Consider the following 23,211-nt stretch of genomic DNA (forward strand, 5'->3'; position numbering starts at 1 on the left):
TGTTACTCCTGCCGGGCGCTGAACGCCCGGCAGGAAAGCCTCGTCTCAGAGGCCGTTGTCCTTCAGGATCTGGGCAGCATTTTCCTTGGTGATCTTCTGCGTCGGCAGGATGATGGTCTTTTCCACCTTCTCGCCGTTCAGGAACTTGATCGCCTGCCGCAGCCCTTCGGCGCCCGGCGTCACATAAGTGAACGTCGCCGTCAGCTCGCCATTGGCGACGAGTTGCACGCCTTCATTGGGCAGGCCGTCGATGCCGATGAACTTGATGTCCTTCTCACGTCCGGCGTCCTTGGCGGCAAGATAGGCGCCATAGGCCATTGGATCATTGTGGCCGTAGACGAGATCGATCTTTTCGTTGTTGCGCAGCGCCGTGGCCATGATGTTGTAGGCCTGGTCCTGCTTCCAGTCGCCCGACTGCTGGTCGAGCAGGTTCTTGATACCCGGCTCCTTGTCGGTGAATTCATGGAAGCCGTCATGGCGGTCATGCGCCGGCTGGGTGCCCATGCCGCCCCAGATTTCGACGACGTTGCCGGCGGCCTTGCCCTTGCCGCCAAGCAGCTCGACGGCATATTCACCGGCAGCCCGGCCGATCAGCTTGTTGTCGCCGCCGACGAACTGCGTGTAGTCGTTGGTTTCGACGTTGCGGTCGAGCACGAAGACCGGGATCTTGGCATCGATCGCCTGCTGCACGACGCCGGTCAGGCCGGCGGACTCTTTCGGCGACACCAAGAGCGCATCGACCTCCTGACGGATCAGGTTTTCGACATCGGCGACCTGCTTCTCGGTCTTGTCCTCGCCGTCGGTTACGATCAGCTCGACTTCCGGATGCTTGGCCGCTTCGGCCAGGATGTCCTTGTTGAACTGGGCACGCCAGGGTTCGATGGTCGTAACCTGCGAGAAGCCGATTTTCCATTTCTTGTCCTGCGCGTGGGCACCGCTGGCAAGCATCGCGGTCGTGGTCAGGAGTGCCGCTGTCAGCGCGGCAAGCTTCAACAATTCACGTCGTTTCATTTCTTGTTTCCTCCAATATTCAGAGACGCGGTCTCTTGCGACGGCCGCTTTGCCGCGGCCGTTTCCTTGTGCGCTTGCCCACCGGGCAATCGCAGATAGAAGAGAAGATCGCCGGCATTGCGCTCCTGTACGAGCACGGTACCGATGATGATCATCCCCTTCAGCACCAGCTGAAGGTTCGAATTGATGTTGTGCAGCTGCAGGATGTTAGAGAGCAGCCCGAAGATCAGCACGCCGCAGAACGTCCCGGTGAGGCTGCCGCGTCCGCCCATCAGGCTGGTGCCGCCGATGACCACGGCGGCGATCGCGTCGAGTTCCAGCCCGGCGCCGGCGTCCGGCTTGCCTTGCCGGTATTGCGCGACATAGAGCACCGCCGCGATGCCGGCCAGCAGCCCCGAAACCGCGTAGGTGGCGATCTTGACGCGGCCGGCGGCGATGCCGGACAGCCGGGCCGCTTCCTCATTGCCGCCGATGGCATAGACATAGCGGCCAAACGGCGTGAAGCGCAGCACGGCGCCGTAGATCAGGATCGCGCCGAGGAAGAACAGGCCCGGCATCGGAATCACGCCGAACACCAGCGAGCGCAGCATTTCGAAATCGGCGGTGGCATTCGAGCCGGTGTAGACCGGCAGCACCGCATTGTTTTGGCCGGCTGTCAGCCGGGCGATGCCGAGCGCAGTGACCATCATCGCCAGCGTCACGATGAAGGGCTGCAGCCGTCCGGCGACGATGATGAAGCCGTTGAGCGCGCCGAACAGCAGGCCGACGCAAGGCGCCACCAGCAGCACGCCGAGCACGCCGAATTTTGAGCCTACCTGCGGCAGCAGGAACCACAGCACCAGACTGCACAGGATCACCCCGACAATGCCGGGGGTAACCAGCCCACGAACGCTATCCAACCTGATGTCGTGCGTGGCCTGCGCGCCGGCGCGGGATTTTTCGATGTTCAGCAGGATGAAACGGGTGACGAGAATGCCGAGGCAAAGGGCTGCCACAGCAACTGTCGGCACCCCCAGCACCACCGCCGGCGTCACGCCGGGGACCGTCAGCAGCATGGCACAGACTACCGTGCAGATCGCCATCAGCGAGCCGACGGAAAGGTCGATACCGCCAGTGATGATTACCGCCGTCATGCCAGTGGCAATCAGCCCCGTGGTCGACACCTGGCGCAGCACATCGAGCAGGTTGCCGTAGGACAGGAAGATGTTGTTGCCCTTGGAGCTGATCGGCGAGCCAAGCACGCCGATCAGGAAGATTGCGATCAGGCCCCAATAGAGCTTCGTCCGGGACAGGATATGCAAAATGCTCATGCAGCAGGCCTCGTCATGGTCCGTCGCGGCGCTGCAAGCCGCATGATGGCCTCCTCGCTGGCTTGCGCGCGGGACAGGATTCCCGTCTGGCGGCCATCGGCCATGACCAGGATACGGTCGGAAAGATGCAGCAGCTCCGGCAATTCCGAGCTGATGACGGCGATCGCCAGCCCGTCTCGCGCCAGCTTGAAGATGAGATCGTAGATTTCCCGCTTGGCGCCGACATCGATGCCGCGCGTCGGCTCGTCGAGCAGCAGCACCCGTGGCCTCGTCGCCAGCCATTTGCCGATGACGACCTTCTGCTGGTTGCCGCCGGACAGCGTGCCGGCCGGCTGCTCGACGGTTTCGCAGCGAATACCGAGCGCCTTGACGGCGTCCCGTGCCAGCCCTTGCTCGCCGGCCAGCGAGCGCAGGCCGAACCGCGCCAGCGCGCCGACCAGCGGCAGCGCGACATTGTCGGTGATCGAGGCCTCGAGATGCAGGCCTTGCGTCTTGCGGTCTTCTGTGACCAGGGCGATGCCGAGCCGGCGCGCATCGCGCGGCGAACGGATTTCTACTGCCTCGCCATCGAGCCTGATCTCACCGCCAGCACGTCCTCCGCTGGACCCGAAGATCGTTTCCAGGATTTCGGTACGGCCCGAGCCCAGCAGCCCGCCGATACCGAGGATTTCTCCTGCGGCAAGATCGAAGCTGACGCCGTCGAGCACGGTGCGCCAGCCATGGCGATTGGGCTTCGATAGCGACAGCTCGCTTACGGAAAGGATGGTGTTGCCACCGGGGATGCGGTGCTCCTGGGAGGAAGCAAGCAGGTTTCGCCCGACCATCGCCGAAATTATGGCGTCTTCGTCGAGCTTGTCCATCGTCTGCGTCAGGACGTGGCGTCCATCGCGAAACACGGTGACCCGGCTGGCCAGATGCATGACCTCGTCGATGCGGTGCGAAATGTAGACGATCGCCACGCCGCTATCGGCGAGCTGGCGGATGATGCGGAACAGCCGCTGGCATTCGGCTGGCGACAGCGCCGAGGTCGGCTCGTCCATGATCAGAATGCGCGCCGACATAGACAGCGCCTTGGCGATCTCGACCAACTGCTGTTCGCCGACGCGCAAGGCACCGACGCGCGCATCCGGGTCGAGCTCGATGCCGAGCCTTTGCAAGAGCGCGCCGGCAGCGCGGCTGCTCGCCTTGCGGTCGACAATCAGCCCGGCGATCAGCTTCTCGCGGCCGAGAAAGATATTGTCCGCGACGCTGAGTTCGGGAACGAGGTTCAGCTCCTGGTGGATGATGGCGATGCCGGCGCGCTCGGCTTCGCGGACGCCGGCAAAGCGCACCGGATGGCCATCGATACTGACCGTTCCGTTATAGTCCGTATAGACGCCGGATAGTATCTTCATCAGCGTCGACTTGCCGGCGCCGTTCTCGCCCATCAGCGCATGGACCTCGCCGCGCCGCAGTTCGAAGCCGACATCGACAAGCGCGGCGATGCCGCCGAAGGACTTGGAGATGTGCTCGGCGCTCAGCACGATAGCCGAGCCGTCCGCCATAACGCCTTCCGCAGGGATGGAATTGCCGTGCTGCATGACAAGGACGGCCTCCCTCCGTCGTCACCGAACGCCTCAAACGCTAATCTAAACGTTTCGATCATGTCAAGCCAATATCTGGTGTCGAAGATTGTTCCATTTCAATTCTTGCGCAAAACCATAAGATTCCGTACGTATTGCTGCCGCGGAGTGGTGAAACGTTTCGAAAATGACAGCGTCAGGACGAAAAAAGCAGCGCAAATCCACTGCACCGACCATGCTTCACGTGGCCGAAGCGGCGCGTGTTTCCGTGGCCACCGTATCGGCGTTGATCAACGGCACCGCGACCGTCAGCCCCGAGCTCAGCCAGCGCATCGAACAGGCGATCCGCGACATCGGTTACAAGCGCAACGCCATCGCCCGCAGCCTCAAGATGGGCACCACACGCACCATCGGGCTCACCGTCCCACACATCACCAACCCGTTCTTTACCGACGTGGTTTCGGTGATCCAGCAGGCTTTCGACAGGGCCGGCTACGCCGTCATGCTGTGCTGCACCGACGAGCACCTGAACACGCAGGACGACCAGATCAGGCTGCTGCTCGACCGGATGGTCGACGGGCTGATCGTCGCGCGTGTCGGCGACGGCGCGATCCTCAAACGGATTGTCGACGACGCCAATGTGCCGGTCGTGCTACTCGACCGTGTTTGCCAGGGTGTCGACACCGATGCCGTCGTTCTCGACAATCAGCGCGCGGTGTTCGACGCCATCACTTATCTGATCGATCTCGGCCATCGGCGCATCGGCTACATCTCCGGCTCGTTCGATATCTCGCCGATGCATGACCGCATGGCGGGATACCGGGAAGCCCTCCAGACCGCGGGCCTGCCGGCCGAGCCCGAGCTCGTCCGCTTCGGCAATTTCCACGAAGTCGATGGCTACAACGCCACCATGCAGCTGCTTTCGCTGCACGACCGGCCGAGCGCCATCTTTTCGGCCAACAACCCGATGGTGATCGGCACGATGAAGGCCATCCGCGATATCGGCCTGTCCTGTCCGGAGGATATTTCGGTCGCCTGCTTCGACGATTTTCCGTGGTCGGATGTGTTCCGGCCGCAATTGACCACGGTCGCACAGCCGGTGCAGGCGATTGGCGAACAGGCGGCCAATCTGCTGCTCGACCGGCTCGCCGGCAACAGGGATGCGCCGCCGCGCAAGCTGACGCTCAAGGGACGCCTGATGATCCGCAATTCATGCCGGCCACTTGGCGCGATCGCACAAAGCGTCAGCGCGTAGCGCTTGGGCTCTGTTCAGAAACGTTGTAATGCCGGACGGACAGCGCTCCCTCTGTCCTGCCGACCCCGGCCCTTTCGCAGCCGCTACGGGCGTTCGTCGTTCGAAAACCGAGCAATTGAAGGACGCGGCGCTGATCGAGCCAAGTGGCCAACAATCAGCCCGCCGACAAGCAGGAAAATCTTGGCAATCGAAGCATGTCGGATTAGGAATATGACGAGATGCGGCTGATCGCTCACACGGGCGCCGGCTTGAGTCATGCGCGTGAAATCGATCCTAATCGGGCTGGTACTTGCTGGGATGGTCGCATTCTTCGGCTGCACCACCGGCGGCGCATTAAAGACTTTCCCCTCGGCCTATGGCGGCCTCACCGACGCCGGTTTTCGCGTTCCGCCGGTTCCGATCTACAAGGTTGACCAAAAGTTCTTTCGGCAGACAGTGCCTTATGCGACTGAAGAGGCGCCTGGCACCATCATTGTCGATACAGGAGCGAAGTTCCTCTACTACGTGTTGGGAGACGGTCAGGCGCTGCGCTACGGAATCGGCGTTGGCAAGGCGGGCTTCGAGTGGCATGGCACTGCTCACGTTGCGAGGAAGCGCGAATGGCCGGATTGGAGCGCGCCGTCTGCGATGATCGTGCGCGAGCAGAAGCGGGGCCGCATCATACCGGCTCATATGGAGGGCGGACTCATGAACCCGCTCGGGGCGCGGGCGCTCTATCTTTTCAACGAGAAAGGTGACACTGGATATCGCCTGCACGGTAGCCCTGAATGGTGGTCCATCGGCAAAGCTGTGTCGGCGGGCTGCATTCGCCTCATGAACCAGGACATCATCGATCTCTACAACCGCTCCACAATCGGCACCAAGGTGATCGTCATTTAGTAGACGCCGCGTTTCCGTCTAACAGACGAGCATGACGGATCGAAAACTCTCCGCGTAAAGCGCGCGAACTGTTCGCGATGTCTTCGCACACCTGTTCGCGATGTTCCCTGCCTAAGGCCGGCCTTGCCCGCAACAGTGCCAAGTGGCGAACCAGCTCTCAGGCAGCTTCCGACAGCGATTTGTGGGCGTCGGTCAGGATCTCGAACGAGCGCACCCGCGCCGCATGGTCGAAAATCTGCGCTGTGACCATCAGTTCGTCGGCGCCGGTGCGGCGCACGAATGCCTCGATGCCTTGCCTGACCGTTTCGGGGGAGCCGACGACGGCGCAGGAAAGCGCCTGGCCGAGCATGGTCTTGGCCATTGGATCGAGGTCGCGCTCATATCCTTCGACCGGCGGCGGCAATCGGCCGGGCCGGCCGGTGCGCAGATTGACGAAGGCCTGCTGCAGCGAGGTGAACAACAGCCGCGCCTCGGCATCGGAAGGAGCAGCGAAGACATTGAGGCCGAGCATCACATAGGGCTTGTCGAGCTGCTCCGAAGGCTGGAAGCGCGAGCGGTAGATCTCCAGCGCATGGTCGAGCTCGGCCGGCGCAAAATGCGAAGCGAAGGCGTAGGGCAGGCCGAGCGTGGCGGCAAGCTGCGCGCCGTAGAGGCTGGAGCCGAGAATCCAGATCGGCACCTTTTCGCCTTCGCCGGGCACCGCGCGGATGCGTTGGCCGTCTTCGGCTGGCTGGAAGTAACCGATCAGCTCGACGACGTCCTGCGGGAAATTGTCGGCGCCAGCGTCGAGGTTGCGGCGCAGCGCCCGTGCCGTGGGCATGTCGGTGCCGGGCGCCCGGCCGAGGCCGAGATCGATGCGGCCGGGATGCAGAGCGTTGAGCGTGCCGAATTGCTCGGCGATGACAAGTGGCGAATGATTGGGCAGCATGACGCCGCCGGCGCCTACGCGTATCGTACGGGTACCTCCGGCCACATGGGCAATGACCACCGAGGTGGCGGCGCTGGCGATGCCTGGCATGTTGTGATGCTCAGCCAGCCAGTAGCGCTTATATCCCAGCCGCTCGGCATGACGGGCGAGATCGAGCGAATTGGCGAGCGACTGCGAAGCATTGCTGCCTTCGACGATCGGCGACAGGTCGAGAACGGAAAGAGCGGTCATCGGCGGGGATTCCTGTGGACCGGACGGATGTAGGAAGCCGTTGCCGGGGCGGCAAATTCAAAATGTTGATCGAGCGCTGTGCGCCTGACGGATGTGCAACCGATGCAAGGTCGTTGATATGCACACCAATCAGTGACGCTTTTGGGCTCTTAAGCCGCTACCTTTTTGGCTCGGAAATCTCTTCATCCTCGATTACCGCCGTGTGCTGCGCCGCGAGGAAATTGCCGAAATGGCTGAGACCGTCGAAATGATCGCAGAATACCTTGATGACGACCAGCAGCGGCACCGCCATCAGCGCGCCGACGAAACCCCATAGCCACGACCAGAAGGCGATGGCGATCAGGATCGCCACGGCGTTGATCTCGAGACGGCGGCCGACCACCGTCGGCGTCACGAACTGGCCTTCGACGACGTCGCATAAGAGGACGAAGGCCGGCGCCAGCAGCGCATAGGAAATCGTGTCGAAGCTGATCAGCGCGATGATCGTGACCAGCGTGATGGTGGTCAGCGCCCCGATATAGGGCAGGAAATTGAGCAAGGCCGCTGCCGCGCCCCAGACCTGCGCGTTGGGCACGCCGAGTGCCCACAGGCCGAGCCCGATGACCACGCCGAGACATGTATTGATGACCGTGACAGTAAGCAGATAGTGCGAGATTTCACGCTCGACGTCATAGACTACGCGCAGCGCCCGCTTCTTTTCGCTTAGACTGGGGAAGGACTGGACGATCTTTTCATAGAACATCGTGCCCGAGGCGAGCAGGAACAGCGACAGGACGAAGACGATGGTGACGCTGGCGCCGGCCGACAGCACATTGCCGGCGGCCTGCGAGAGAATACCCGATGGCGCCATCGCCACCCTCTGAACGCCCGGCTCCTGGGACGTCTGTGTCAGGCCCTCGATCTGGCGCGAAATCTCCACGATCCGTTCGAACGGACGGCGCAGTTGTGCCAGACGTTCGGTAAGCTGCTGGCCGATCGTCGAGGTGTTGTTGATGAGGTCGATGACCGGGCCGCTGAGCAGATATCCCGCGACGGCGACGAGGCAAAACGAAAGCAGCACCAGCAGTGTCGCCGAAATGACATCGGGCATGCCATGCTTGCGCAGGAAGCGAACGATCGGCGTCAGCGTCAGCGCCAGCAGAAAAGCCAGAATGACCGGCATGAAGAAGGCGCGGGCGAAGTAAAGCGCGTAGATCGCCATGAGGATGAAGATGCCGACGAGCAGCGAACGCATCAGATGCGCATCCGCCCGCGCCTCGACGCGCGAATCCGGGCTTTCGGCAGCGCTTGCGCCCGAAGCGGCGGGTTCGGCCTTCATTCTGACCCTCGGCGGCACACCGCGATTGGTGTAGACCGTTGGCGAAAACGCCTCTGCGGCTTCAAGGTTCCGTTAGCCGGCGTCACCGGCAAGGCCGCCTCGCGGCTTTGCTGGTGAATCAGGCAACCGGCGCTGCCGCGGCGACGGCCTTCGCAGTTTCCCGGCGCACGATCGGCGCCACCTTGGTGCCGTAGAGTTCGATAGCCTTCATGACCTTGGCGTGCGGCATGGTGCCGATCGCCATTTGCAGCAGGAAGCGGTCGTTGCCGAATATCCTGTGCTGGGCAATGATCTTGTGCGCCACCTGTTCTGGATTGCCGACGAACAGGGCGCCGTTCGGGCCGCGCGATTGGTCGAAATGAGCCCGCGACGTCGGCCCCCAGCCGCGCTCGCGGCCGATGCGGTTCATCACTTCGGCCTGCGGCCTGTAGAAATCGTCGGCTGCCTGGTCGGCGGTGTCGGCGATGAAGCCGTGCACGTTGAGGCTGGTGGCAAGGCTCGCCGGATCGCTGCCGGCCCGCCTGGCTGCATCCCTGTAGATGTCGAACAGTGGTGCAAACCGCGCCGGTTCGCCGCCGATGATCGCCAGAGCCAGCGGCAACCCGAGTACGCCAGCCCGCGCCGCCGATTGCGGCGTACCACCGATCGCGATCCAGATCGGCAATTTGTCCTGAAAGGGCCGGGGATAGACGCCGCGATCGTTGATCGGCGCGCGCAGACTGCCCGACCAGGTCACCTTGACATGATCACGGATGGCGAGCAGCAGGTCGAGCTTCTCGGCAAAGAGCTCGTCATAGTCTTCGAGATTATAGCCGAACAGCGGAAAGGATTCGATGAACGAGCCGCGCCCGGCCATGATCTCGGCCCGGCCGCCGGACAGAAGATCGAGGGTGGCAAACTGCTGAAAGACGCGCACCGGATCGTCGGAGGACAAAACGGTGACCGCGCTGGTCAGCCTTATGCGCTTGGTTCGTTCGGCAGCCGCCGCCAGCGCCACCACCGGAGCGGAGGCAGCATAGTCGGGACGGTGGTGCTCGCCGAGACCAAAGACGTCCAGCCCGACCTGATCGGCGAGCTCGATCTCCTCGATCAGGTTGCGCAGCCGCTCATGCGCACCGATCGCACCGGGACCCGGTTCCGGGCTGACGTCAGCGAAGGTGTAGAGACCGAGTTCCATAGTGGTGTCATCCTAGCGTTTTGTCTTGGCGCTACAGGTAGCGATCAGTCCGCTGCGCCGCCAGAGGCCTGGATGGTGAACAGTGCGGGTGGCTTTCAGCCGAATTCGATCGAAATGGCGTCTCCCGGTTGCAACAGATCAGAATTTCATGGCTGGCATACCGTTTTGGCGCTTGAACTCTCGGTTTTCACGCGTATGTAAGCCTCGCAAATTGACTCCAGGGAAGTGGACTTGGCTATCTACAGGGAAAAAGACGTTTTCGAGCGGCGCAATGCCGCAAACGAGGCAAAGAAGGCGCTTCTGGAGCGCTTCAAGGCAAAGCCGGCGGCAGATGATCCAGCGGTGCTGGCACGACAGGCCGAGCGCAAGGCAGTCCTCGAGGCCCGCGCGATACGCGAGGCCGAAAAGGCCAGGCTGAAGCAGGAAAAGCTGGCGCGCGAAGCGGCCGAAAAGGCCGAGCGCGAGGCAGCTGCCGAAGCGGCACGCATTGCCGCCGAAGAGGCAGCACAGGCCGAAGCGAAGATCCGGGAAGCTGAAGAGAACGAGCGCATCGCCCGTTTTCTTGCCGACGAGGCCGAACGCAAGGCCAAGCGTGACGCACGCTATGCCGCGCGCAAGCAGCGCACCGGCAGGACGCCGCCCGGCTTCTCCGCCCGATAGCGCCTTCCGGCGCTGATCGGCCGAATTCAAGAATCAGGGCCGCCTTGCAGCGGCCCTGAAGGCGTTTGGTCTGTCGGGCCGACTTAAGCCGCGAGCTTCAGTCCCATAATGCCGCAAACGATGAGCGCGATGCAGGCCAGCCTGATCGCGGTCGCCGGCTCCCCGAGCAGCCATATCCCCAACAGCGCCGTGCCGACGGTGCCGATGCCGGTCCATACCGCATAGGCTGTGCCGACCGGCAGTGCCTTCAGCGCCAGGCCGAGCAAGGTCAGGCTGACAATCATCGAGGCTACCGTCAGGACGGTTGGCAGCGGCTTCGAGAATCCGTCGGTGTATTTTAGGCCGATCGCCCAGCCGATCTCGAACAGGCCGGCGAAGAACAGGAAAATCCACGACATCGGAACGCTCCGTTTCGATGGCTCCCGGCCGATCTCTTGAAAGCGCAAAAACTATCTTCGCCGCATCCATATGGGATGCTCGTGCGCTTAATGAACAACAATACCGGCCGCATTTGCGGCCGGTCGAAATAAGCCAAAACGGTAGCTGCGGCCCTACTTGTCCTTCAGCTTCATCGCCTTCACCGGCGGTGCCTTCAGGGCCGGCGCCGGAGCGGGTTTCTTCGCGTCCTTCTTCGGCTTGCGGGCTTCCTTGCCTGCCTTCATCGCACCTTTAGCCATGATTCGTTCCTCCGGTTGATGTCTGGCGAAGTGAAACAAGAGAAAACGCTAGACTGCAAGAGGCCGCTGCCGTGCAGTCGCCTTGGCCGATGGCTGTCAACCGGTTTCTAATTCCCTCGTAAACCGCAGCGGTCCGTGCGATGGTCCTCTTCGCACTGCAGCATCAGCCCTTGCGTTTCGCCGGCTGATGATCGCGCAGTCCGGTCAGGACGACAATGCGGATCCACATCGGTTGCCAGATGAGCTTCGACTTCCCGCAGGAAACACCGCTGATCGCGATGCTCAACGTCCATTATTCGCGCGCATCCGATCTCGAGCGGCCGGACTTCCTGACGTCGAACCCGCCGGTGCCGATCGAAAGCTATCGCGACAGTTTCGGCAATTGGTGCAACCGTCTCGTTGCGCCGGCCGGGCGCTTTGCGTTCGGCACGGACGCGGTCATCCGCGACCCCGGCTCCTTCGAGACGCGCGAGCTGACGGCATGGCAGCATGAGGTGCGCGATCTGCCGTCGGAGACGCTGCTGTTCCTGCTGCCCAGCCGCTATTGCGAGAGCGACGTGCTGGCGAACGAAGCCTGGCGGCTGTTCGGCAATACGCCGCTCGGCATTCCGCGCGTCCAGGCGGTCTGCGACTTCGTCCATAACCATATCGTCTTCAACTATTTCAATGCACGGCCGACACGCACCGCAGCCGAAGCCTATCGCGAGCAGAGTGGTGTGTGCCGCGACTTTGCCCACCTCGCAGTCGCCTTCTGCCGCGCCCTGAACATCCCGACCCGCTACTGCACCGGTTATATCAGCGATATCGGCCTGCCAAAGCCGTGGTCGGACATGGATTTCGCCGCCTGGATGGAGGTTTATCTCGGCGGCCGCTGGCACGCGTTCGACCCGCGCAACAACGCGCCGCGCATCGGCCGCATCCTGATTGCCTCCGGACGCGATGCCGCCGATGTCCCACTCACCCACATTTTTGGACCGGGCGCGCTGGCTGGCTTCAAGGTCTGGACGGAGGAGGTCATCGAATAGCCTCTCGCGCTGCCCTTTTGAACAACTCGACACTTCGGGCGTTGTTCGAGCTGTGGAGCGTGGGCGTGCTCCGCTAATCTCGGTGCATCAACCAAGGCAGCACACCATGGCGGCGCATGGCGGGTCGAAAAAAGTGATCTATGCGGCGCTCGCCGGCAATCTTGCGATCGCCCTGACCAAATTCGCCGCTGCCTTGTTCACGGGCAGCTCGGCAATGCTCTCGGAAGGCGTCCACTCGCTCGTCGATACCGGCAATGGCAGCCTGCTGCTTTACGGCATGCACCGCGCCGCCCGGCCGGCCGATCGGACGCATCCGCTAGGCCATGGTCGCGAGCTGTATTTCTGGAGCTTCATCGTCGCGCTCCTCGTCTTTGCACTGGGCGCCGGCATATCGTTCTACGAAGGCGTGACGCACATCATGGCGCCGGAGCCGATTGCCAACGCAAAGGTGAACTACGCTGTACTTGGCCTTTCCTTCCTGTTCGAAGGCACCTCCTGGCTGGTGGCGCTGAACGAGTTCCGCCACCAAAAAGGCAGCCACGGCTGGCTCGAGGCGGTGCAGCTCAGCAAGGACCCGAGTGTCTACACCGTACTCTTCGAGGACAGCGCGGCACTTCTCGGCCTCGTTGTCGCCTTCGCCGGCATATTGGCGGCGGAACTGCTGGACATGCCGAAGCTCGACGGCGCCGCGTCGATCGGCATCGCGCTGATCCTGGGCGCGACCGCGATCTTCCTGGCCCGCGAAAGCAAGAGCCTGCTGCTCGGCGAGCCGGCCTCGCCCGAGATGCAAATGAAAGTGCTGGCCATTGTCCAGCAGGACCCGGCGGTGCAGCGGGCAAATGGCGTACTGACGCTCCATATGGGGCCTCAGGAGATCGTCGCCGCTCTGAGCATCGAGTTCGAGGACCACTTGTCGGCGCCCGAGATAGAGACCTGCGTCGAACGCCTCGAGACACGGCTGAAGGCGGAGATGCCGGAGGTCACGCGCCTGTTCGTCAAGCCGCAGACCACCGGCACCTGGGAACGGCGGAGCAAGGCCTTGGCGGCGTCCGGAGGGGAGCCGGCCTGAGGAAAATGGCTGCGCCATCGGGCAGTCCCGGTTATGATTGCGCGCAAAAGCTCCAGGAGGAACGAAGATGAAAATCGACGGCGGGTGTCATTGCGGCGCCATTACTTACGAGGCCGAGGTCGATCCGGAAAAGACCACCATTTGTCACTGCATCGATTGTCAGAAGCTAACCGGAACGGCCTTTCGCGTCACCGTGCCGGCGTCCGAGGACAATTACACGATCACCAAGGGCGCGCCGAAAATCTACATCAAGACCGGTTCGAGTGGTGCCAAGCGCGCTCAGGCATTTTGCGGTGAGTGCGGCTCGCATCTCTACGCCACGTCGGCGGGCGCGGGACCGAAGGTTTACGGCATCAGGGTCGGCACGGCATGGCAGCGCGATCAACTGGTGCCGAGAAAGCAGATCTGGCATCGCTCGGCGCTGCATTGGCTGCCGGAATTCGAAGGCACAACCATCATCGAGGAGCAGTAGCGCCAGACCGGGCGAAGCCTCGGCTCCGGTTCCGGCGTAGCTCTCAATCGTCGCCTTCGACGACCCTTAGCCTCAGCTGCCCGGTTTTCGAATCGGCAACACGCGCGCTGCTTTCCGCTTTTGCTCCGCTGCCATTCGACCCAGCGGTGTCCTCCGCCGGCTGCACGCCAAACTCCAGCGCCTCGATCTTTTGTCCGCGCCTGGTCACCTTCGACGTCGAGACGAGGATGTCCTCGATATCCTTGGCCGATTGGCCAAAATGCGTCTGTAATTTGCGCACCCGCTCGTCGAGCCGAGAGACGTCTTCCATCAGCCGGATGACCTCGCCCTGGATCAGGTGCGCCTGCTCGCGCATGCGTGCATCCTTGAGGATTGCCTGGATGACCTGGATCGACAGCATCAAAAGCGACGGCGAGACGATGACGATCCGCGAACGATGCGCCTTTTGGACAACCGCCTCGAAATTCTCATGGATTTCGGCGAACACCGATTCAGAGGGAACAAACATGAAGGCGGTATCCTGAGTCTCGCCCTGGATCAGGTATTTTTCAGCGATGTCGCGGACATGCACCTCGATATCGCGGCGGAAAGCCTGTGCGGCGGACTTCTGCAGGTCGGCGCCTTCGGCGGCCCGGATGGCATTCCAGGCCTCGAGCGGAAACTTTGCGTCGATGGCAAGCGACGGTGCGCCGTTCGGCATCTTCACCAGGCAGTCGGGCCGGCTGCCATTCGACAAGGTCGCCTGGAATTCATAGGCGCCGTGCGGCAATCCATCGGCGACGATCGCTTCCATGCGCGACTGGCCGAAGGCGCCGCGCGTCTGCTTATTGGAAAGGATCGCCTGCAATTGCACGACCTGGCCAGCCAGCGACTGGATGTTGCCTTGCGCGATATCGATGACCGCCAGCCGCTCCTGCAGCTTGGCGAGGCTCTCATGCGTCGATCTCGTCTGCTCGGTCATGGTCTGGCCTAGGCGGCCGGTCATGGCATCGAGGCGCTGGCCGATCGACTGTGTCAGTTCCGCCTGGCGTGCCCCGAACACTTCTGCGATGGCGCCCATGCGGCCCTGCATTTCCGCCTGGCTTGCCAAGATGCCGGCCATCCGCACCTCGGCGTCGCGGGCGTGGTCGGCGGCTTCGGCGGCCGCCACAGTCCGCGCCTTGGCCGATCGCCACAGCGCAATGACCAACGCCACGAACAGCCCGACGAACAGCACTGCGCCGAAACCCAGGGCATGGCCGAGGGTGATCGTGGTGGCGCCGAGCCGGGCGACAGGTTCGGACAGGATGGTGGCCAGTTCGTTCATGCCGACAGCATAGATGATTCGGAACGTCGGCATAGATCAAAACGTGAACGGCCCGTGGCCGCCCCGGTTGACGCTTTTCGTGCGACGTCTTAGGTGAGACGCCATGTCGATCAAGCCGCTTATCATCCTCCCCGATCCCGTCCTGCGCCAGGTTTCAAAACCGCTCGAGCGTGTCGACGGTGACTTGCGCAAACTGGCCGGCGACATGCTGGACACCATGTATGACGCGCCCGGCATCGGCCTCGCGGCGATCCAGGTCGGCGAACCCCTGCGCATGCTGGTGATCGACCTCGCCAAGGAGGATGAGACGCCGGCACCGCACGTCTTCATCAATCCCGAAATCCTCGAAAGCTCCGACCAGCGTTCGGTCTACGAGGAAGGCTGCCTGTCGATCCCGGATTACTATGCCGAGGTCGAGCGTCCGGCGGCGGTGCGGGTGAAGTACCTTGATCGCGACGGCAAGCTGCAGGAGATCGAGGCCGAGGGGCTGATGGCGACCTGCCTGCAGCACGAGATCGACCATCTCAACGGCGTGCTGTTCATCGACCACATCTCCAAGCTGAAGCGCGACATGGTGGTCAAGAAATTCAAGAAGCTCGCCAGGGACAAGGCGCCGGGCAAGATGGTGGGATAGGGGTCGACCAATGCCCCTGCGTGTCATCTTCATGGGTACGCCCGAATTCTCCGTGCCGACGCTGCGAGCGATCGCCGGGGCAGGGCATGAATTGGCAGCCGTCTACACGCAGCCGCCGCGCGCCGCGGGCAGGCGCGGGCTCGAGCTGACGCCGTCGCCGGTGCAGCGCGAGGCGGAGCGGCTTGGCATCGAGGTGCGGTCGCCGGTGTCGCTGAGGAGCGAGGCGGAGCAGGAGGCGTTCCGCGCCTTGCGTGCCGACGTCGCCGTGGTGGTCGCCTACGGGCTGCTTCTGCCCAAACCTATTCTCGAGGCACCTCGGCTCGGTTGCCTCAATGGCCACGCATCGCTATTGCCGCGCTGGCGCGGCGCTGCCCCTATCCAGCGCGCCATCATGGCCGGCGATACCGAGACGGGCATGATGGTGATGCGGATGGAGGAAGGCCTCGACACCGGCCCCGTGGCAATGGTTGAAAAATGCGCCATTGGACCCGACATGACGGCCGGCGATCTGCACGACCGGCTGATGGTCCTCGGTGCTGCGCTGATGGTGCAAGCGGTCGAACGGCTGGAGCGGAATACGCTGACATTTACCACACAGACGGAGGTGGGGGTGACCTACGCCAAGAAAATCGATAAATCGGAGACTCGCATAGACTGGCTGCGACCTGCCGGCGACGTGCACAACCAGATTCGCGGCCTGTCGCCCTTTCCCGGTGCATGGTGCGAGGCCGAAATCGGCGGCCGCGTGGAACGGCTGAAACTGCTTCGCTCGACGCTCTCGCAAGGCGCCGGCGAATCGGGAGGAATTCTCGATGACCGGCTGACGGTCGCCTGCGGGTCAGGCGCGATCAGGCTGGTCGAAGTTCAACGTGCGGGCGGAAGGCCCATTGCCGCGCAGGAGTTTCTGCGCGGGGCCAAGCTCGAAAAAGGAATGAAATTGTCATGAGCATGATGTCCATACGCGCGGCGACGCCGCGGGACCGCGAGGCGATCCGCCTTGTCGAAGAACACGCATTCGGCCAGCAGGCGGAGGCCGGACTGGTCGACGCGCTGGTCACCGGCGGTGATGCCGTCGTCGAACTGGTGGCGGAGGAAGACGGGCAAGTGGTCGGCCATATCCTGTTTTCACGGCTCTTCGTGCAGAATGGCGGCAAGAGCTTCCCGGCAGTCGCGCTGGCGCCGCTGGCGGTCGAGCCGTCGTTCCACGGCACCGGCATCGGCGGTGCCCTGGTCCGCGAGGCGCATATCCGCCTGAAAGCCGCCGGCGAGACGCTCGCCGTAGTGCTCGGCGATCCGGCCTACTATGGCCGCTTCGGCTACAGCCGCGCCCGTGCAGCGAAATTCGAGAGCGACTACCAAGGCGAGGCTTTGCAGGCGCTTGCCTGGGGCGAGGCGCCGGAGACCGGCAGGCTGGTCTACGCCTCGGCCTTCGGCTCAGCCCTCGCCGCCTGATTTCGCCTCGATCCGGGAATGCCGCGTTTTCGCCTCGACATCGAATATGACGGCAGTCTCTTTGCCGGCTGGCAACGCCAGGCCAATCAGCCTTCGGTGCAGCAGGCGATCGAGCAGGCGATCGAGAAGTTCTGCGGCGAGCAGGTCTCTCTGCGCGCCGCCGGCCGCACCGATGCCGGTGTCCATGCGACCGCTCAGGTGGCGCATGTCGATCTGGTCAAGGCATGGCCCGGCGACAAGGTGCGCGACGCCGTCAATGCGCATCTGCAAGCGGCCAAGGCCCACATCGCCATCCTGAAGGCCGCCGTCGTGCCGGATGGCTTCGATGCGCGTTTCTCGGCGATCGGCCGCCACTATCTCTACCGTATCGTCAACCGCCGCGCGCCGGCAGCGCTCGACAAGGGCAAGATCTGGTGGGTACCGAAGCAGCTCGATGCCGCCGCCATGCACGAAGCGGCAAAAGTGCTGCTTGGCCGGCATGATTTCACCACCTTCCGCTCGACCCAGTGCCAAGCCACCAGCCCGGTCCGCACGCTCGACCGGCTGGATGTCAGCCGGGCGGGCGATTTCATCGAAGTCCGCGCTTCGGCGCGGTCATTCCTGCACAACCAGGTGCGCTCGATGGTCGGCTCGCTCAAACGTGTCGGCGAAGGCGGCTGGACCATTGCCGACCTCAAGGCCGCGCTCGAGGCGCGCGACCGTGCGGCCTGCGGTCAGGTGGCGCCGCCCGACGGGCTGTTTCTAGTCGGCGTCGATTATCCGACGCCTGGCTGATCCGGCACGCTGATACCGAGCAGCGCCTGCAGGCCGAACAGGACGATCAGCGACGCCACGAACATGCCGGCAAAAACAGCGCTGCCGACAGCCGCACCCCTGCCGATGGCAACGTTGGTCATCCGCCAGGTCAATACCATTGACAGCGCGAACAGCAGCAGCGACACCAGCCCGGAGACTTCGTTGGCCGATGTCAGGAAAAGCCGGATCAACGCCGATGGCAGCATCATCCAGGCGATGATCGCCGAGGCCCAGTTGCTGGCGACGACATAATGGACGAAACGGCTGCCGACGCCGACCCGCGGCGCGACCAGGGCCAGGCCGATGAGCGGCAGCACCCAGGCGCCGATATCGACGGTGGCCAGCCGGATCAACATGCTGAAACGGCCGACGAATGCGTCGGGATCGCCGATCTCGTTGGCAATGCCGACCCAGCCGACGATCAATGCCGGCGCCGCGACGACGATGGCAAAAAAGGAGTTCCAGAAACCGTCCGCCGAAAGGTCGAGCAGGCGAAATCCGTCGGCCTTGCCGAGCATCAGCCGCCAGGCGCCGGCAAGCGAAGCATAGGTTTCATCCGCTGAAAGCATCACTAGGATATGTCCTGCGCAAACCAGTCTTCAACGAAGCGCAGATAAATCTGCGTCAGCGTCTCGAGATCGGCAATCGCCACACGTTCGTCGACCATGTGCATGGTCTTGCCGACCAGGCCGAATTCGACCACCGGACAATAATCCTTGATAAAGCGGGCATCGGAGGTGCCGCCGGAGGTGGAGAGCGCCGGCTTCCTGCCGGTCACCGCTTTGACCGAACCGCCAAGCGTCTCGATCAGCCTGTCGTCGCGTGTCAGGAAAACATGGCTCGGCCCGTCGCGCCAGACGATCTCGTAGTCGACCGGCGTCTTCTTGCCGGCGCGGTATTTCTTGCGTTTCGCCGCCCGGTCGAGGCGGTTGTGGATCTCGGCCTGGATCGTCTCGGCGGTCCATGTGTCGTTGAAGCGGATATTGAAGGTAGCTGCTGCCTTCGCCGGGATGACGTTGGTGGCGGGATTGCCGACATCGATGGAGGTCACCTCAAGATTCGTCGGCTGGAAATCCCTTGTTCCGTTGTCGAAGACGGGGTGCAGCAAGGCGTCGACCAGCGTCACCAGGCCGCGCACCGGATTGTCGGCTAGCTGCGGATAGGCGGCGTGGCCCTGGCGGCCGTTGACGACGACCGTGCCCGATAGCGAGCCGCGCCGGCCGATCTTGATCATATCGCCAAGCGCGTCGGGATTGGTAGGCTCGCCGACGATCGAGGCATCCCATTTCTCGCCTTTGGCGGCCGCCCATTCGAGCAGCTTCGTCGTGCCGTTGATCGCCGGGCCTTCCTCATCGCCGGTTATCAGCAGCGAGACCGACCCCTTCGGGCCGCCCTTCTGCTCGACATGTCGCGCCACCGCCGCGACGAAACAAGCAATGCCGCCCTTCATGTCGACGGCGCCGCGGCCGAACATCTTGCCATTGGCGATCTCGGCGCCAAAGGGCGGGTGCGTCCAGGCTGCCTCGTCGCCCACCGGCACCACGTCGGTATGGCCGGCAAACATCAGATGCGGGCCATTGCCGGAACGCCGCGCGTAAAGGTTCTCGATGTCCGGTGTGCCGGCTTCGGAAAACACCGGTCGCTCGACCGCAAAGCCGAGCGGCTTCAACATCGCCTCCAGCGCGCGCAGCGCGCCGCCTTCGGCGGGCGTCACGGAAGCACAGCGGATGAGTGCAGCGAGATTTCTAACCGGATCGGTAGGCAGCATCATGGGCAAAAGCGATAGTCGAAAGCGCAAGGTCTGTCACGGCCAGACGTGAGGGCCAGCCATGCCGCCGACATTATGGTTTTCATGTCGTATAATTGCGGCAAGGTCTCTCGACCAGAACAGGGCCATCGCATGGTCACGCGTGGCAAGACGATCGTAATCGCCGGTGCCGGCAGTATCGGCTGCTACGCCGGCGGCTGCCTGATACTTGCCGGGCGAAAGGTGTTTCTGCTGGCGCGACCGCGCGTCGAGAAGGCCCTGCAAGAAGCTGGATTGCGCATCACCGACCCTGACGGCCGCGACCGTTCTGTCAAACCGGACGCATTGTCGGTCACCGCCGATCCGGCGGTAGCATTCTCCGATGCCGATGTCATTTTGGTAACGGTCAAGAGCGGCGCGACGCAAGACATGGCCGGGCTGATTGCCGCCCATGCCCGACCGGACGTGGTGATACTCAGCCTGCAGAACGGCGTCGACAATGCCGATAAATTGCGAGCCCATCTCACCGCCCAGCCGGTGCTCGCGGGCATGGTGCCGTTCAACGTGGTCCAATCGCCGGAGGGCGAATTGCCGCTTCGCCTGCACCGCGCCAGCGGCGGCAAAGTGATGATCGAACAGGGCTCGGCGGGCCTTGACGAACTGCTTGATGTCGAGGGGTTTGCCGTCGCGACGCATGGTGACATCGACGCGGTGTTATGGGACAAGCTGCTGCTCAACCTCAACAACGCGCTGGTGGCGCTTTCCGGTCTGCCGCTGGCGGCAGAGCTTGCCGATCGCCGCTGGCGGCTGATCCTGGCCGGTCAGATCGACGAAGCATTGGCGGCAATGACGGCGACAGGCATCGAACCCGCTCGCATCGCCAGCCTGCGTCCCGCACTGCTGCCGAAAGTGCTTCGCCTGCCCGACGGGCTGTTCAAGTTCTTGGCGCGGCGGATGCTTGCCATCGATCCGGCCGCGCGTTCGTCGATGTGGGATGACCTGCGGCGCCGCCGGTCGACGGAGATCGGCGAACTGCAAGGCGCGGTCCTGCGTTTGGCCGAAAAGGCCGGCACGCCGGCGCCTTTGCTGAAGCATGTCACTGCACTGGTGCGCGCGGCCGAGCAGGAGAGGCGCGGATCGCCTTGCTTGCCGCCGGAAGCTGTCGCTGCGACCGTCAGATCGTAGCCCGCACAGGCGCCCAATAACGGCCCTTGCCGGTGCGCTTGGCTTCGTAGAGTGCATGGTCGGAACAGGTGAGCAGGATTTCCGGATCGCCGCCGTCGGCGGGTGCGAAGGCGCTGCCGACGCTCAAGCCGACATGGATGGCGGAACCGACCCCGAGGTCGAAAGGCACCGAGACCTTTTCGATGGCCCGCTTTGCCAGATAGGTGGCCTCGATCTCCGAGGTTGCGGGCAAAAGGATGACGAATTCGTCGCCGCCGATACGGAAGACCACGTCCCCCGGCCGGAAGCCGCGCTTCAATCGTTCGGCCACCTTGCGCAGCAGCACGTCGCCGACCGCATGACCAAAACGGTCGTTGACCTGTTTGAAGCCGTCGAGGTCCATGCTGAGCACGGCAAACGGCTTGCCGCCATTGGCGGCCGGCGCCGCAAGGTCGCGGCACATGTCGCGCAATTTTTCCTGCAGGAAGATGCGGTTTGGCAGGCCGGTCAGCGCGTCCTTGATCGCCAGGTCGCGATTGTCCAGCTCGGCGCGGATCATGCGGGCGTTGATTGCGTGGTTCTGAAGCAGCACGATGATGACGCCGGCCACATAGAACGGCGTTTGAATTCCGACGATCGGCATTCCGGGCGCTGCGGAAAACAATGCACCGACCACGTAAGGCAGGCTTACGGCCAACATGACGAATATGGCGAAGCGCGGGGTGGCCGCATTGCGTGACGACACCACGCCAACGACACCTGCGACATTCAAGGCGGCAAGTACGGAAAGCGCCATATTCCCGCTGGCAACACAGCCATAGCAGCCGAGGCCGAAAACGACCGACCATACACCGCTGGCTGCCATCAGGCCCGCCAGCGGCCCTTTCGAGCCGCGCCTGCGGGCCTGCTCGCATTCCCGCATCAGCAGAACGCGGACGACGAAAAGCATCAGGTCGGCTGCGATCCAGGCGTAGGGCCACCAATCCTTCGTGGCAAGTGCGGCGCTGACCGCAACCACCAGAACGCTGATGGTGCCGAACAAGACTGCGAATTTGCGGTCGAAAGTGGTGTCGAGAAGCCGGGCGCGGACGGCTTCCGGTTCCAATCTCATCGGCGAAGAGAACCAGGCAAACAGGCGAGCGGCGGCGCTCCACGTTTTGCGCGGCTCCTTGGTGGTCAGGGATAGGTCGCTTGCCAGTCGAGCGCTCCGTGCCGGTCGACACAGTTTTCGCCGGCATGCTGGGCCAGGGTGATTAACATTCGCTTAGAGCGTCCGGCGCAAAACCGGGGTTTCGGAACTCCCCGCTCTGCCGCTCTAGCGGATCTGCCGCCGGCTCGCGGGTCTTAGCTTGCCGGCCACGGTCGTCTGCGGACTGCAGGCCGACGCGGCGGACCCGGCTCGGGATCGGTTTTCTTCGCATGTGCCGGCTGCCCATGAGGGGTTTCGATCAGCGTGATCTTCTGCCAGATCTTTCGCGACAGGTTCGACGCCAGGTTCTCGATGTCATTGACCCGATCGATGACCACGGCGTCATTGACCGACTGGGCAAACAGCGCGGCGATCTTGCCGGTGATCGACAACATTTCGGAGCAATAGTCGAGATAGCGGGCAAGGTCGGCGGCGTTGGTGATGCGGGCTGGCGAATGTGCAGTCGGCTTGAAACTGGCTGAAAGTGCTGCCGGATCCTTGGTCAGCTGGTGCATGTCGATGACGTGGATGAGCGACCGCAGCCCGTGGAGTTGGCGGAACACCCGCTTGCGCTTGATCCGCTCCTCGGAGCGGATCAGGGCCAGGAAGCCCAGCACGGCGAGGATGATCATGTTGAGGGAGGCTTCGATGCCTTGCACCGACTGGAAGGCATCGTGGTTTCCCGAGATGCGGCCGAGCGGCAGGATTGTGCCGACGAACAGGAACATCAGCGCTCCGACGACGAAAGCGGCGATGATGAGGCCGCGCAGCCACCAGATCGGCGCCTCCAGCGCCTTGGCTGCCTTTGCCAGATCGCGCGACAGCGACGCGAGCTCGGCGGCGACGCCGCGCAGGCCTGCATCGGGAAAGCGCTCGGCGACGCGCTCTTCCAGCCGTTCGGCGGTTTCGAGGATCAGTTTCGAATCAAGCGAGCGGTAGCGCATGACGAAATGTCCGATTGGCGCTCAGGGTTCGGCCGGTGCGTTGGTGCGCTTGCCGTAGCGGTTGGGGCCTGGGTCACTTTTGAAAAAAGCCAGGATAAAAAGCAGGACGAAGCCGATAATGAGAGAGATCAATGCGTAATAGGCAGGCTTGCCGAAATCATGGAACCGCTTCGCCGTTAGCGCAAAGGTCGACCATGTCGAGACGAACACAGCGATCCATAAGGCGAGCGCCCAATACTGGCTCGCGGCAGTGCCTAACGGCGTTCGCGCGAACTGGTAGAGCAGAAAGAGTTGAACGATGACCGGCAAGAGGCCAGCCAAAACATAAGCGCTCGGATTCACCCGCCCAGAAAGGCTGAAGAAAAGCCATAGGAATTGAGGTTTGTCAGTCAACCCGGTGCATCCG

General features: G+C 63.1%; 25 protein-coding genes. 11 read left to right on the plus strand and 14 right to left on the minus strand.

Going from position 1 to position 23,211, the window contains the following annotated elements; all coding sequences use genetic code 11:
• Positions 1 to 45: 45 nt before the first annotated feature.
• From NKI22_RS26865 to NKI22_RS26875, 3 genes are read right to left on the minus strand one after another with little or no spacing between them, the layout of a single operon-like run.
• Positions 46 to 1,011: a substrate-binding domain-containing protein gene (locus tag NKI22_RS26865; RefSeq protein WP_023718175.1), complete on the minus strand. Its 966-nt coding sequence runs from the start codon at positions 1,009 to 1,011 to the stop codon at positions 46 to 48.
• Positions 1,008 to 2,321, minus strand: coding sequence for an ABC transporter permease (locus NKI22_RS26870; protein WP_023718176.1), 1,314 nt, complete (start codon positions 2,319 to 2,321; stop codon positions 1,008 to 1,010). The genes NKI22_RS26865 and NKI22_RS26870 overlap by 4 nt, the downstream gene beginning before the upstream one ends.
• Positions 2,318 to 3,865, minus strand: coding sequence for a sugar ABC transporter ATP-binding protein (locus tag NKI22_RS26875; RefSeq protein WP_352548078.1), 1,548 nt, complete (start codon positions 3,863 to 3,865; stop codon positions 2,318 to 2,320). Before NKI22_RS26875 ends, NKI22_RS26870 begins: the two co-directional genes overlap by 4 nt.
• A 253-nt stretch (positions 3,866 to 4,118) precedes the next feature.
• Between NKI22_RS26875 and NKI22_RS26880 the strand changes: the two genes are divergently transcribed.
• Together NKI22_RS26880 and NKI22_RS26885 are read left to right on the plus strand one after the other, a co-directional pair.
• On the plus strand, positions 4,119 to 5,138 hold the full coding sequence (locus tag NKI22_RS26880) for a LacI family DNA-binding transcriptional regulator (protein WP_023718178.1): 1,020 nt from the start codon (positions 4,119 to 4,121) through the stop codon (positions 5,136 to 5,138).
• A gap of 255 nt (positions 5,139 to 5,393) precedes the next feature.
• Entirely contained in the window at positions 5,394 to 6,017 is a 624-nt protein-coding gene (locus NKI22_RS26885; protein ID WP_352790263.1) for a L,D-transpeptidase, read from the plus strand.
• Between the two features lie 157 nt (positions 6,018 to 6,174).
• Here the strand turns inward: NKI22_RS26885 and NKI22_RS26890 are convergent, their stop codons facing one another.
• From NKI22_RS26890 to NKI22_RS26900, 3 genes are all read right to left on the minus strand, one after another.
• A complete protein-coding gene (locus tag NKI22_RS26890; protein ID WP_352495038.1) occupies positions 6,175 to 7,176 on the minus strand; it encodes an LLM class flavin-dependent oxidoreductase in 1,002 nt (333 codons plus the stop codon).
• Positions 7,177 to 7,333: 157 nt separating this feature from the next.
• Entirely contained in the window at positions 7,334 to 8,494 is a 1,161-nt protein-coding gene (locus NKI22_RS26895) for an AI-2E family transporter (RefSeq protein ID WP_352548080.1), read from the minus strand.
• Positions 8,495 to 8,612: 118 nt separating this feature from the next.
• Positions 8,613 to 9,671 carry an LLM class flavin-dependent oxidoreductase gene (locus NKI22_RS26900; protein ID WP_352495037.1) on the minus strand — a complete coding sequence of 353 codons (1,059 nt, stop codon included), beginning with the start codon at positions 9,669 to 9,671 and terminating at the stop codon, positions 8,613 to 8,615.
• Between the two features lie 231 nt (positions 9,672 to 9,902).
• Here NKI22_RS26900 and NKI22_RS26905 point away from each other — a divergent pair, with 231 nt between their 5' ends.
• On the plus strand, positions 9,903 to 10,331 hold the full coding sequence (locus NKI22_RS26905; protein ID WP_352484331.1) for a DUF6481 family protein: 429 nt from the start codon (positions 9,903 to 9,905) through the stop codon (positions 10,329 to 10,331).
• A gap of 83 nt (positions 10,332 to 10,414) precedes the next feature.
• Here the strand turns inward: NKI22_RS26905 and sugE are convergent, their stop codons facing one another.
• Positions 10,415 to 10,729, minus strand: coding sequence for a quaternary ammonium compound efflux SMR transporter SugE (gene sugE, locus NKI22_RS26910; protein WP_352484330.1), 315 nt, complete (start codon positions 10,727 to 10,729; stop codon positions 10,415 to 10,417).
• Between the two features lie 153 nt (positions 10,730 to 10,882).
• Positions 10,883 to 11,008 carry a hypothetical protein gene (locus NKI22_RS26915; RefSeq protein ID WP_013528464.1) on the minus strand — a complete coding sequence of 42 codons (126 nt, stop codon included), beginning with the start codon at positions 11,006 to 11,008 and terminating at the stop codon, positions 10,883 to 10,885.
• A 215-nt stretch (positions 11,009 to 11,223) separates the two neighbouring features.
• On the opposite strand from NKI22_RS26915, the gene NKI22_RS26920 reads away from it, so the two are divergent.
• From NKI22_RS26920 to NKI22_RS26930, 3 genes are all read left to right on the plus strand, one after another.
• Positions 11,224 to 12,033 carry a transglutaminase-like domain-containing protein gene (locus NKI22_RS26920; RefSeq protein WP_023718185.1) on the plus strand — a complete coding sequence of 270 codons (810 nt, stop codon included), beginning with the start codon at positions 11,224 to 11,226 and terminating at the stop codon, positions 12,031 to 12,033.
• 106 nt (positions 12,034 to 12,139) lie between these two features.
• Complete coding sequence (locus NKI22_RS26925) at positions 12,140 to 13,102, plus strand: cation diffusion facilitator family transporter (protein ID WP_352938596.1); 963 nt, start codon at positions 12,140 to 12,142, stop codon at positions 13,100 to 13,102.
• 67 nt (positions 13,103 to 13,169) lie between these two features.
• A complete protein-coding gene (locus tag NKI22_RS26930) occupies positions 13,170 to 13,574 on the plus strand; it encodes a GFA family protein (RefSeq protein WP_352484328.1) in 405 nt (134 codons plus the stop codon).
• A 43-nt stretch (positions 13,575 to 13,617) separates the two neighbouring features.
• On the opposite strand, the gene NKI22_RS26935 is transcribed toward NKI22_RS26930, so the two are convergent.
• The gene (locus tag NKI22_RS26935) at positions 13,618 to 14,880 is read right to left on the minus strand and encodes a DNA recombination protein RmuC (protein WP_352816666.1); all 1,263 of its coding nucleotides are present in this window, start codon (positions 14,878 to 14,880) and stop codon (positions 13,618 to 13,620) included.
• 103 nt (positions 14,881 to 14,983) lie between these two features.
• On the opposite strand from NKI22_RS26935, the gene def reads away from it, so the two are divergent.
• From def to truA, 4 genes are read left to right on the plus strand one after another with little or no spacing between them, the layout of a single operon-like run.
• Positions 14,984 to 15,514, plus strand: coding sequence for a peptide deformylase (gene def / locus NKI22_RS26940; protein ID WP_352816642.1), 531 nt, complete (start codon positions 14,984 to 14,986; stop codon positions 15,512 to 15,514).
• A gap of 16 nt (positions 15,515 to 15,530) precedes the next feature.
• Positions 15,531 to 16,460 (plus strand): methionyl-tRNA formyltransferase, encoded by a 930-nt coding sequence (gene fmt, locus NKI22_RS26945; protein ID WP_352852497.1) that lies wholly within the window; start codon positions 15,531 to 15,533, stop codon positions 16,458 to 16,460.
• On the plus strand, positions 16,457 to 16,966 hold the full coding sequence (locus NKI22_RS26950; RefSeq protein WP_352816639.1) for a GNAT family N-acetyltransferase: 510 nt from the start codon (positions 16,457 to 16,459) through the stop codon (positions 16,964 to 16,966). Before fmt ends, NKI22_RS26950 begins: the two co-directional genes overlap by 4 nt.
• Before the next feature lie 18 nt (positions 16,967 to 16,984).
• On the plus strand, positions 16,985 to 17,740 hold the full coding sequence (gene truA / locus NKI22_RS26955; protein ID WP_352640283.1) for a tRNA pseudouridine(38-40) synthase TruA: 756 nt from the start codon (positions 16,985 to 16,987) through the stop codon (positions 17,738 to 17,740).
• Here truA and NKI22_RS26960 read toward each other — a convergent pair.
• Complete coding sequence (locus tag NKI22_RS26960) at positions 17,722 to 18,330, minus strand: hypothetical protein (RefSeq protein WP_023718193.1); 609 nt, start codon at positions 18,328 to 18,330, stop codon at positions 17,722 to 17,724. The two genes, truA and NKI22_RS26960, sit on opposite strands and share 19 nt — an antisense overlap.
• A 2-nt stretch (positions 18,331 to 18,332) precedes the next feature.
• Positions 18,333 to 19,532 (minus strand): succinyl-diaminopimelate desuccinylase, encoded by a 1,200-nt coding sequence (dapE, locus tag NKI22_RS26965; protein WP_352852492.1) that lies wholly within the window; start codon positions 19,530 to 19,532, stop codon positions 18,333 to 18,335.
• A gap of 129 nt (positions 19,533 to 19,661) precedes the next feature.
• Between dapE and NKI22_RS26970 the strand changes: the two genes are divergently transcribed.
• A complete protein-coding gene (locus tag NKI22_RS26970) occupies positions 19,662 to 20,693 on the plus strand; it encodes a 2-dehydropantoate 2-reductase (RefSeq protein WP_352816634.1) in 1,032 nt (343 codons plus the stop codon).
• On the opposite strand, the gene NKI22_RS26975 is transcribed toward NKI22_RS26970, so the two are convergent.
• The 3 genes from NKI22_RS26975 to NKI22_RS26985 form a co-directional block, all read right to left on the minus strand.
• On the minus strand, positions 20,683 to 21,783 hold the full coding sequence (locus tag NKI22_RS26975; RefSeq protein WP_023718195.1) for a GGDEF domain-containing protein: 1,101 nt from the start codon (positions 21,781 to 21,783) through the stop codon (positions 20,683 to 20,685). The genes NKI22_RS26970 and NKI22_RS26975 overlap by 11 nt on opposite strands.
• A 233-nt stretch (positions 21,784 to 22,016) precedes the next feature.
• Positions 22,017 to 22,805 carry a hypothetical protein gene (locus NKI22_RS26980; protein ID WP_352959196.1) on the minus strand — a complete coding sequence of 263 codons (789 nt, stop codon included), beginning with the start codon at positions 22,803 to 22,805 and terminating at the stop codon, positions 22,017 to 22,019.
• Between the two features lie 21 nt (positions 22,806 to 22,826).
• A complete protein-coding gene (locus NKI22_RS26985) occupies positions 22,827 to 23,198 on the minus strand; it encodes a DUF805 domain-containing protein (protein ID WP_031193743.1) in 372 nt (123 codons plus the stop codon).
• Positions 23,199 to 23,211 lie beyond the last annotated feature (13 nt).

This window comes from Mesorhizobium sp. M0778 (assembly GCF_040320105.1).
In the GTDB taxonomy this organism is placed as follows: Bacteria; Pseudomonadota; Alphaproteobacteria; order Rhizobiales; family Rhizobiaceae; genus Mesorhizobium.

Bases quoted from the DNA above. Each gene is read 5' to 3' on its own strand.
- truA (WP_352640283.1), top strand. From the start codon at position 16,985: ATGCCGCGTTTTCGCCTCGACATCGAATATGACGGCAGTCTCTTTGCC.
- NKI22_RS26980 (WP_352959196.1), bottom strand. From the start codon at position 22,805: ATGCGCTACCGCTCGCTTGATTCGAAACTGATCCTCGAAACCGCCGAA.
- NKI22_RS26900 (WP_352495037.1), bottom strand. From the start codon at position 9,671: ATGGAACTCGGTCTCTACACCTTCGCTGACGTCAGCCCGGAACCGGGT.
- NKI22_RS26875 (WP_352548078.1), bottom strand. From the start codon at position 3,865: ATGGCGGACGGCTCGGCTATCGTGCTGAGCGCCGAGCACATCTCCAAG.
- NKI22_RS26935 (WP_352816666.1), bottom strand. From the start codon at position 14,880: ATGAACGAACTGGCCACCATCCTGTCCGAACCTGTCGCCCGGCTCGGC.
- NKI22_RS26975 (WP_023718195.1), bottom strand. From the start codon at position 21,783: ATGAGATTGGAACCGGAAGCCGTCCGCGCCCGGCTTCTCGACACCACT.
- NKI22_RS26865 (WP_023718175.1), bottom strand. From the start codon at position 1,011: ATGAAACGACGTGAATTGTTGAAGCTTGCCGCGCTGACAGCGGCACTC.
- NKI22_RS26895 (WP_352548080.1), bottom strand. From the start codon at position 8,494: ATGAAGGCCGAACCCGCCGCTTCGGGCGCAAGCGCTGCCGAAAGCCCG.
- NKI22_RS26950 (WP_352816639.1), top strand. From the start codon at position 16,457: ATGAGCATGATGTCCATACGCGCGGCGACGCCGCGGGACCGCGAGGCG.
- NKI22_RS26970 (WP_352816634.1), top strand. From the start codon at position 19,662: ATGGTCACGCGTGGCAAGACGATCGTAATCGCCGGTGCCGGCAGTATC.
- sugE (WP_352484330.1), bottom strand. From the start codon at position 10,729: ATGTCGTGGATTTTCCTGTTCTTCGCCGGCCTGTTCGAGATCGGCTGG.
- NKI22_RS26930 (WP_352484328.1), top strand. From the start codon at position 13,170: ATGAAAATCGACGGCGGGTGTCATTGCGGCGCCATTACTTACGAGGCC.
- def (WP_352816642.1), top strand. From the start codon at position 14,984: ATGTCGATCAAGCCGCTTATCATCCTCCCCGATCCCGTCCTGCGCCAG.
- NKI22_RS26925 (WP_352938596.1), top strand. From the start codon at position 12,140: ATGGCGGCGCATGGCGGGTCGAAAAAAGTGATCTATGCGGCGCTCGCC.
- NKI22_RS26960 (WP_023718193.1), bottom strand. From the start codon at position 18,330: ATGCTTTCAGCGGATGAAACCTATGCTTCGCTTGCCGGCGCCTGGCGG.
- NKI22_RS26885 (WP_352790263.1), top strand. From the start codon at position 5,394: ATGCGCGTGAAATCGATCCTAATCGGGCTGGTACTTGCTGGGATGGTC.
- NKI22_RS26920 (WP_023718185.1), top strand. From the start codon at position 11,224: ATGCGGATCCACATCGGTTGCCAGATGAGCTTCGACTTCCCGCAGGAA.
- NKI22_RS26915 (WP_013528464.1), bottom strand. From the start codon at position 11,008: ATGGCTAAAGGTGCGATGAAGGCAGGCAAGGAAGCCCGCAAGCCGAAG.
- NKI22_RS26870 (WP_023718176.1), bottom strand. From the start codon at position 2,321: ATGAGCATTTTGCATATCCTGTCCCGGACGAAGCTCTATTGGGGCCTG.
- dapE (WP_352852492.1), bottom strand. From the start codon at position 19,532: ATGATGCTGCCTACCGATCCGGTTAGAAATCTCGCTGCACTCATCCGC.
- NKI22_RS26880 (WP_023718178.1), top strand. From the start codon at position 4,119: ATGCTTCACGTGGCCGAAGCGGCGCGTGTTTCCGTGGCCACCGTATCG.
- NKI22_RS26890 (WP_352495038.1), bottom strand. From the start codon at position 7,176: ATGACCGCTCTTTCCGTTCTCGACCTGTCGCCGATCGTCGAAGGCAGC.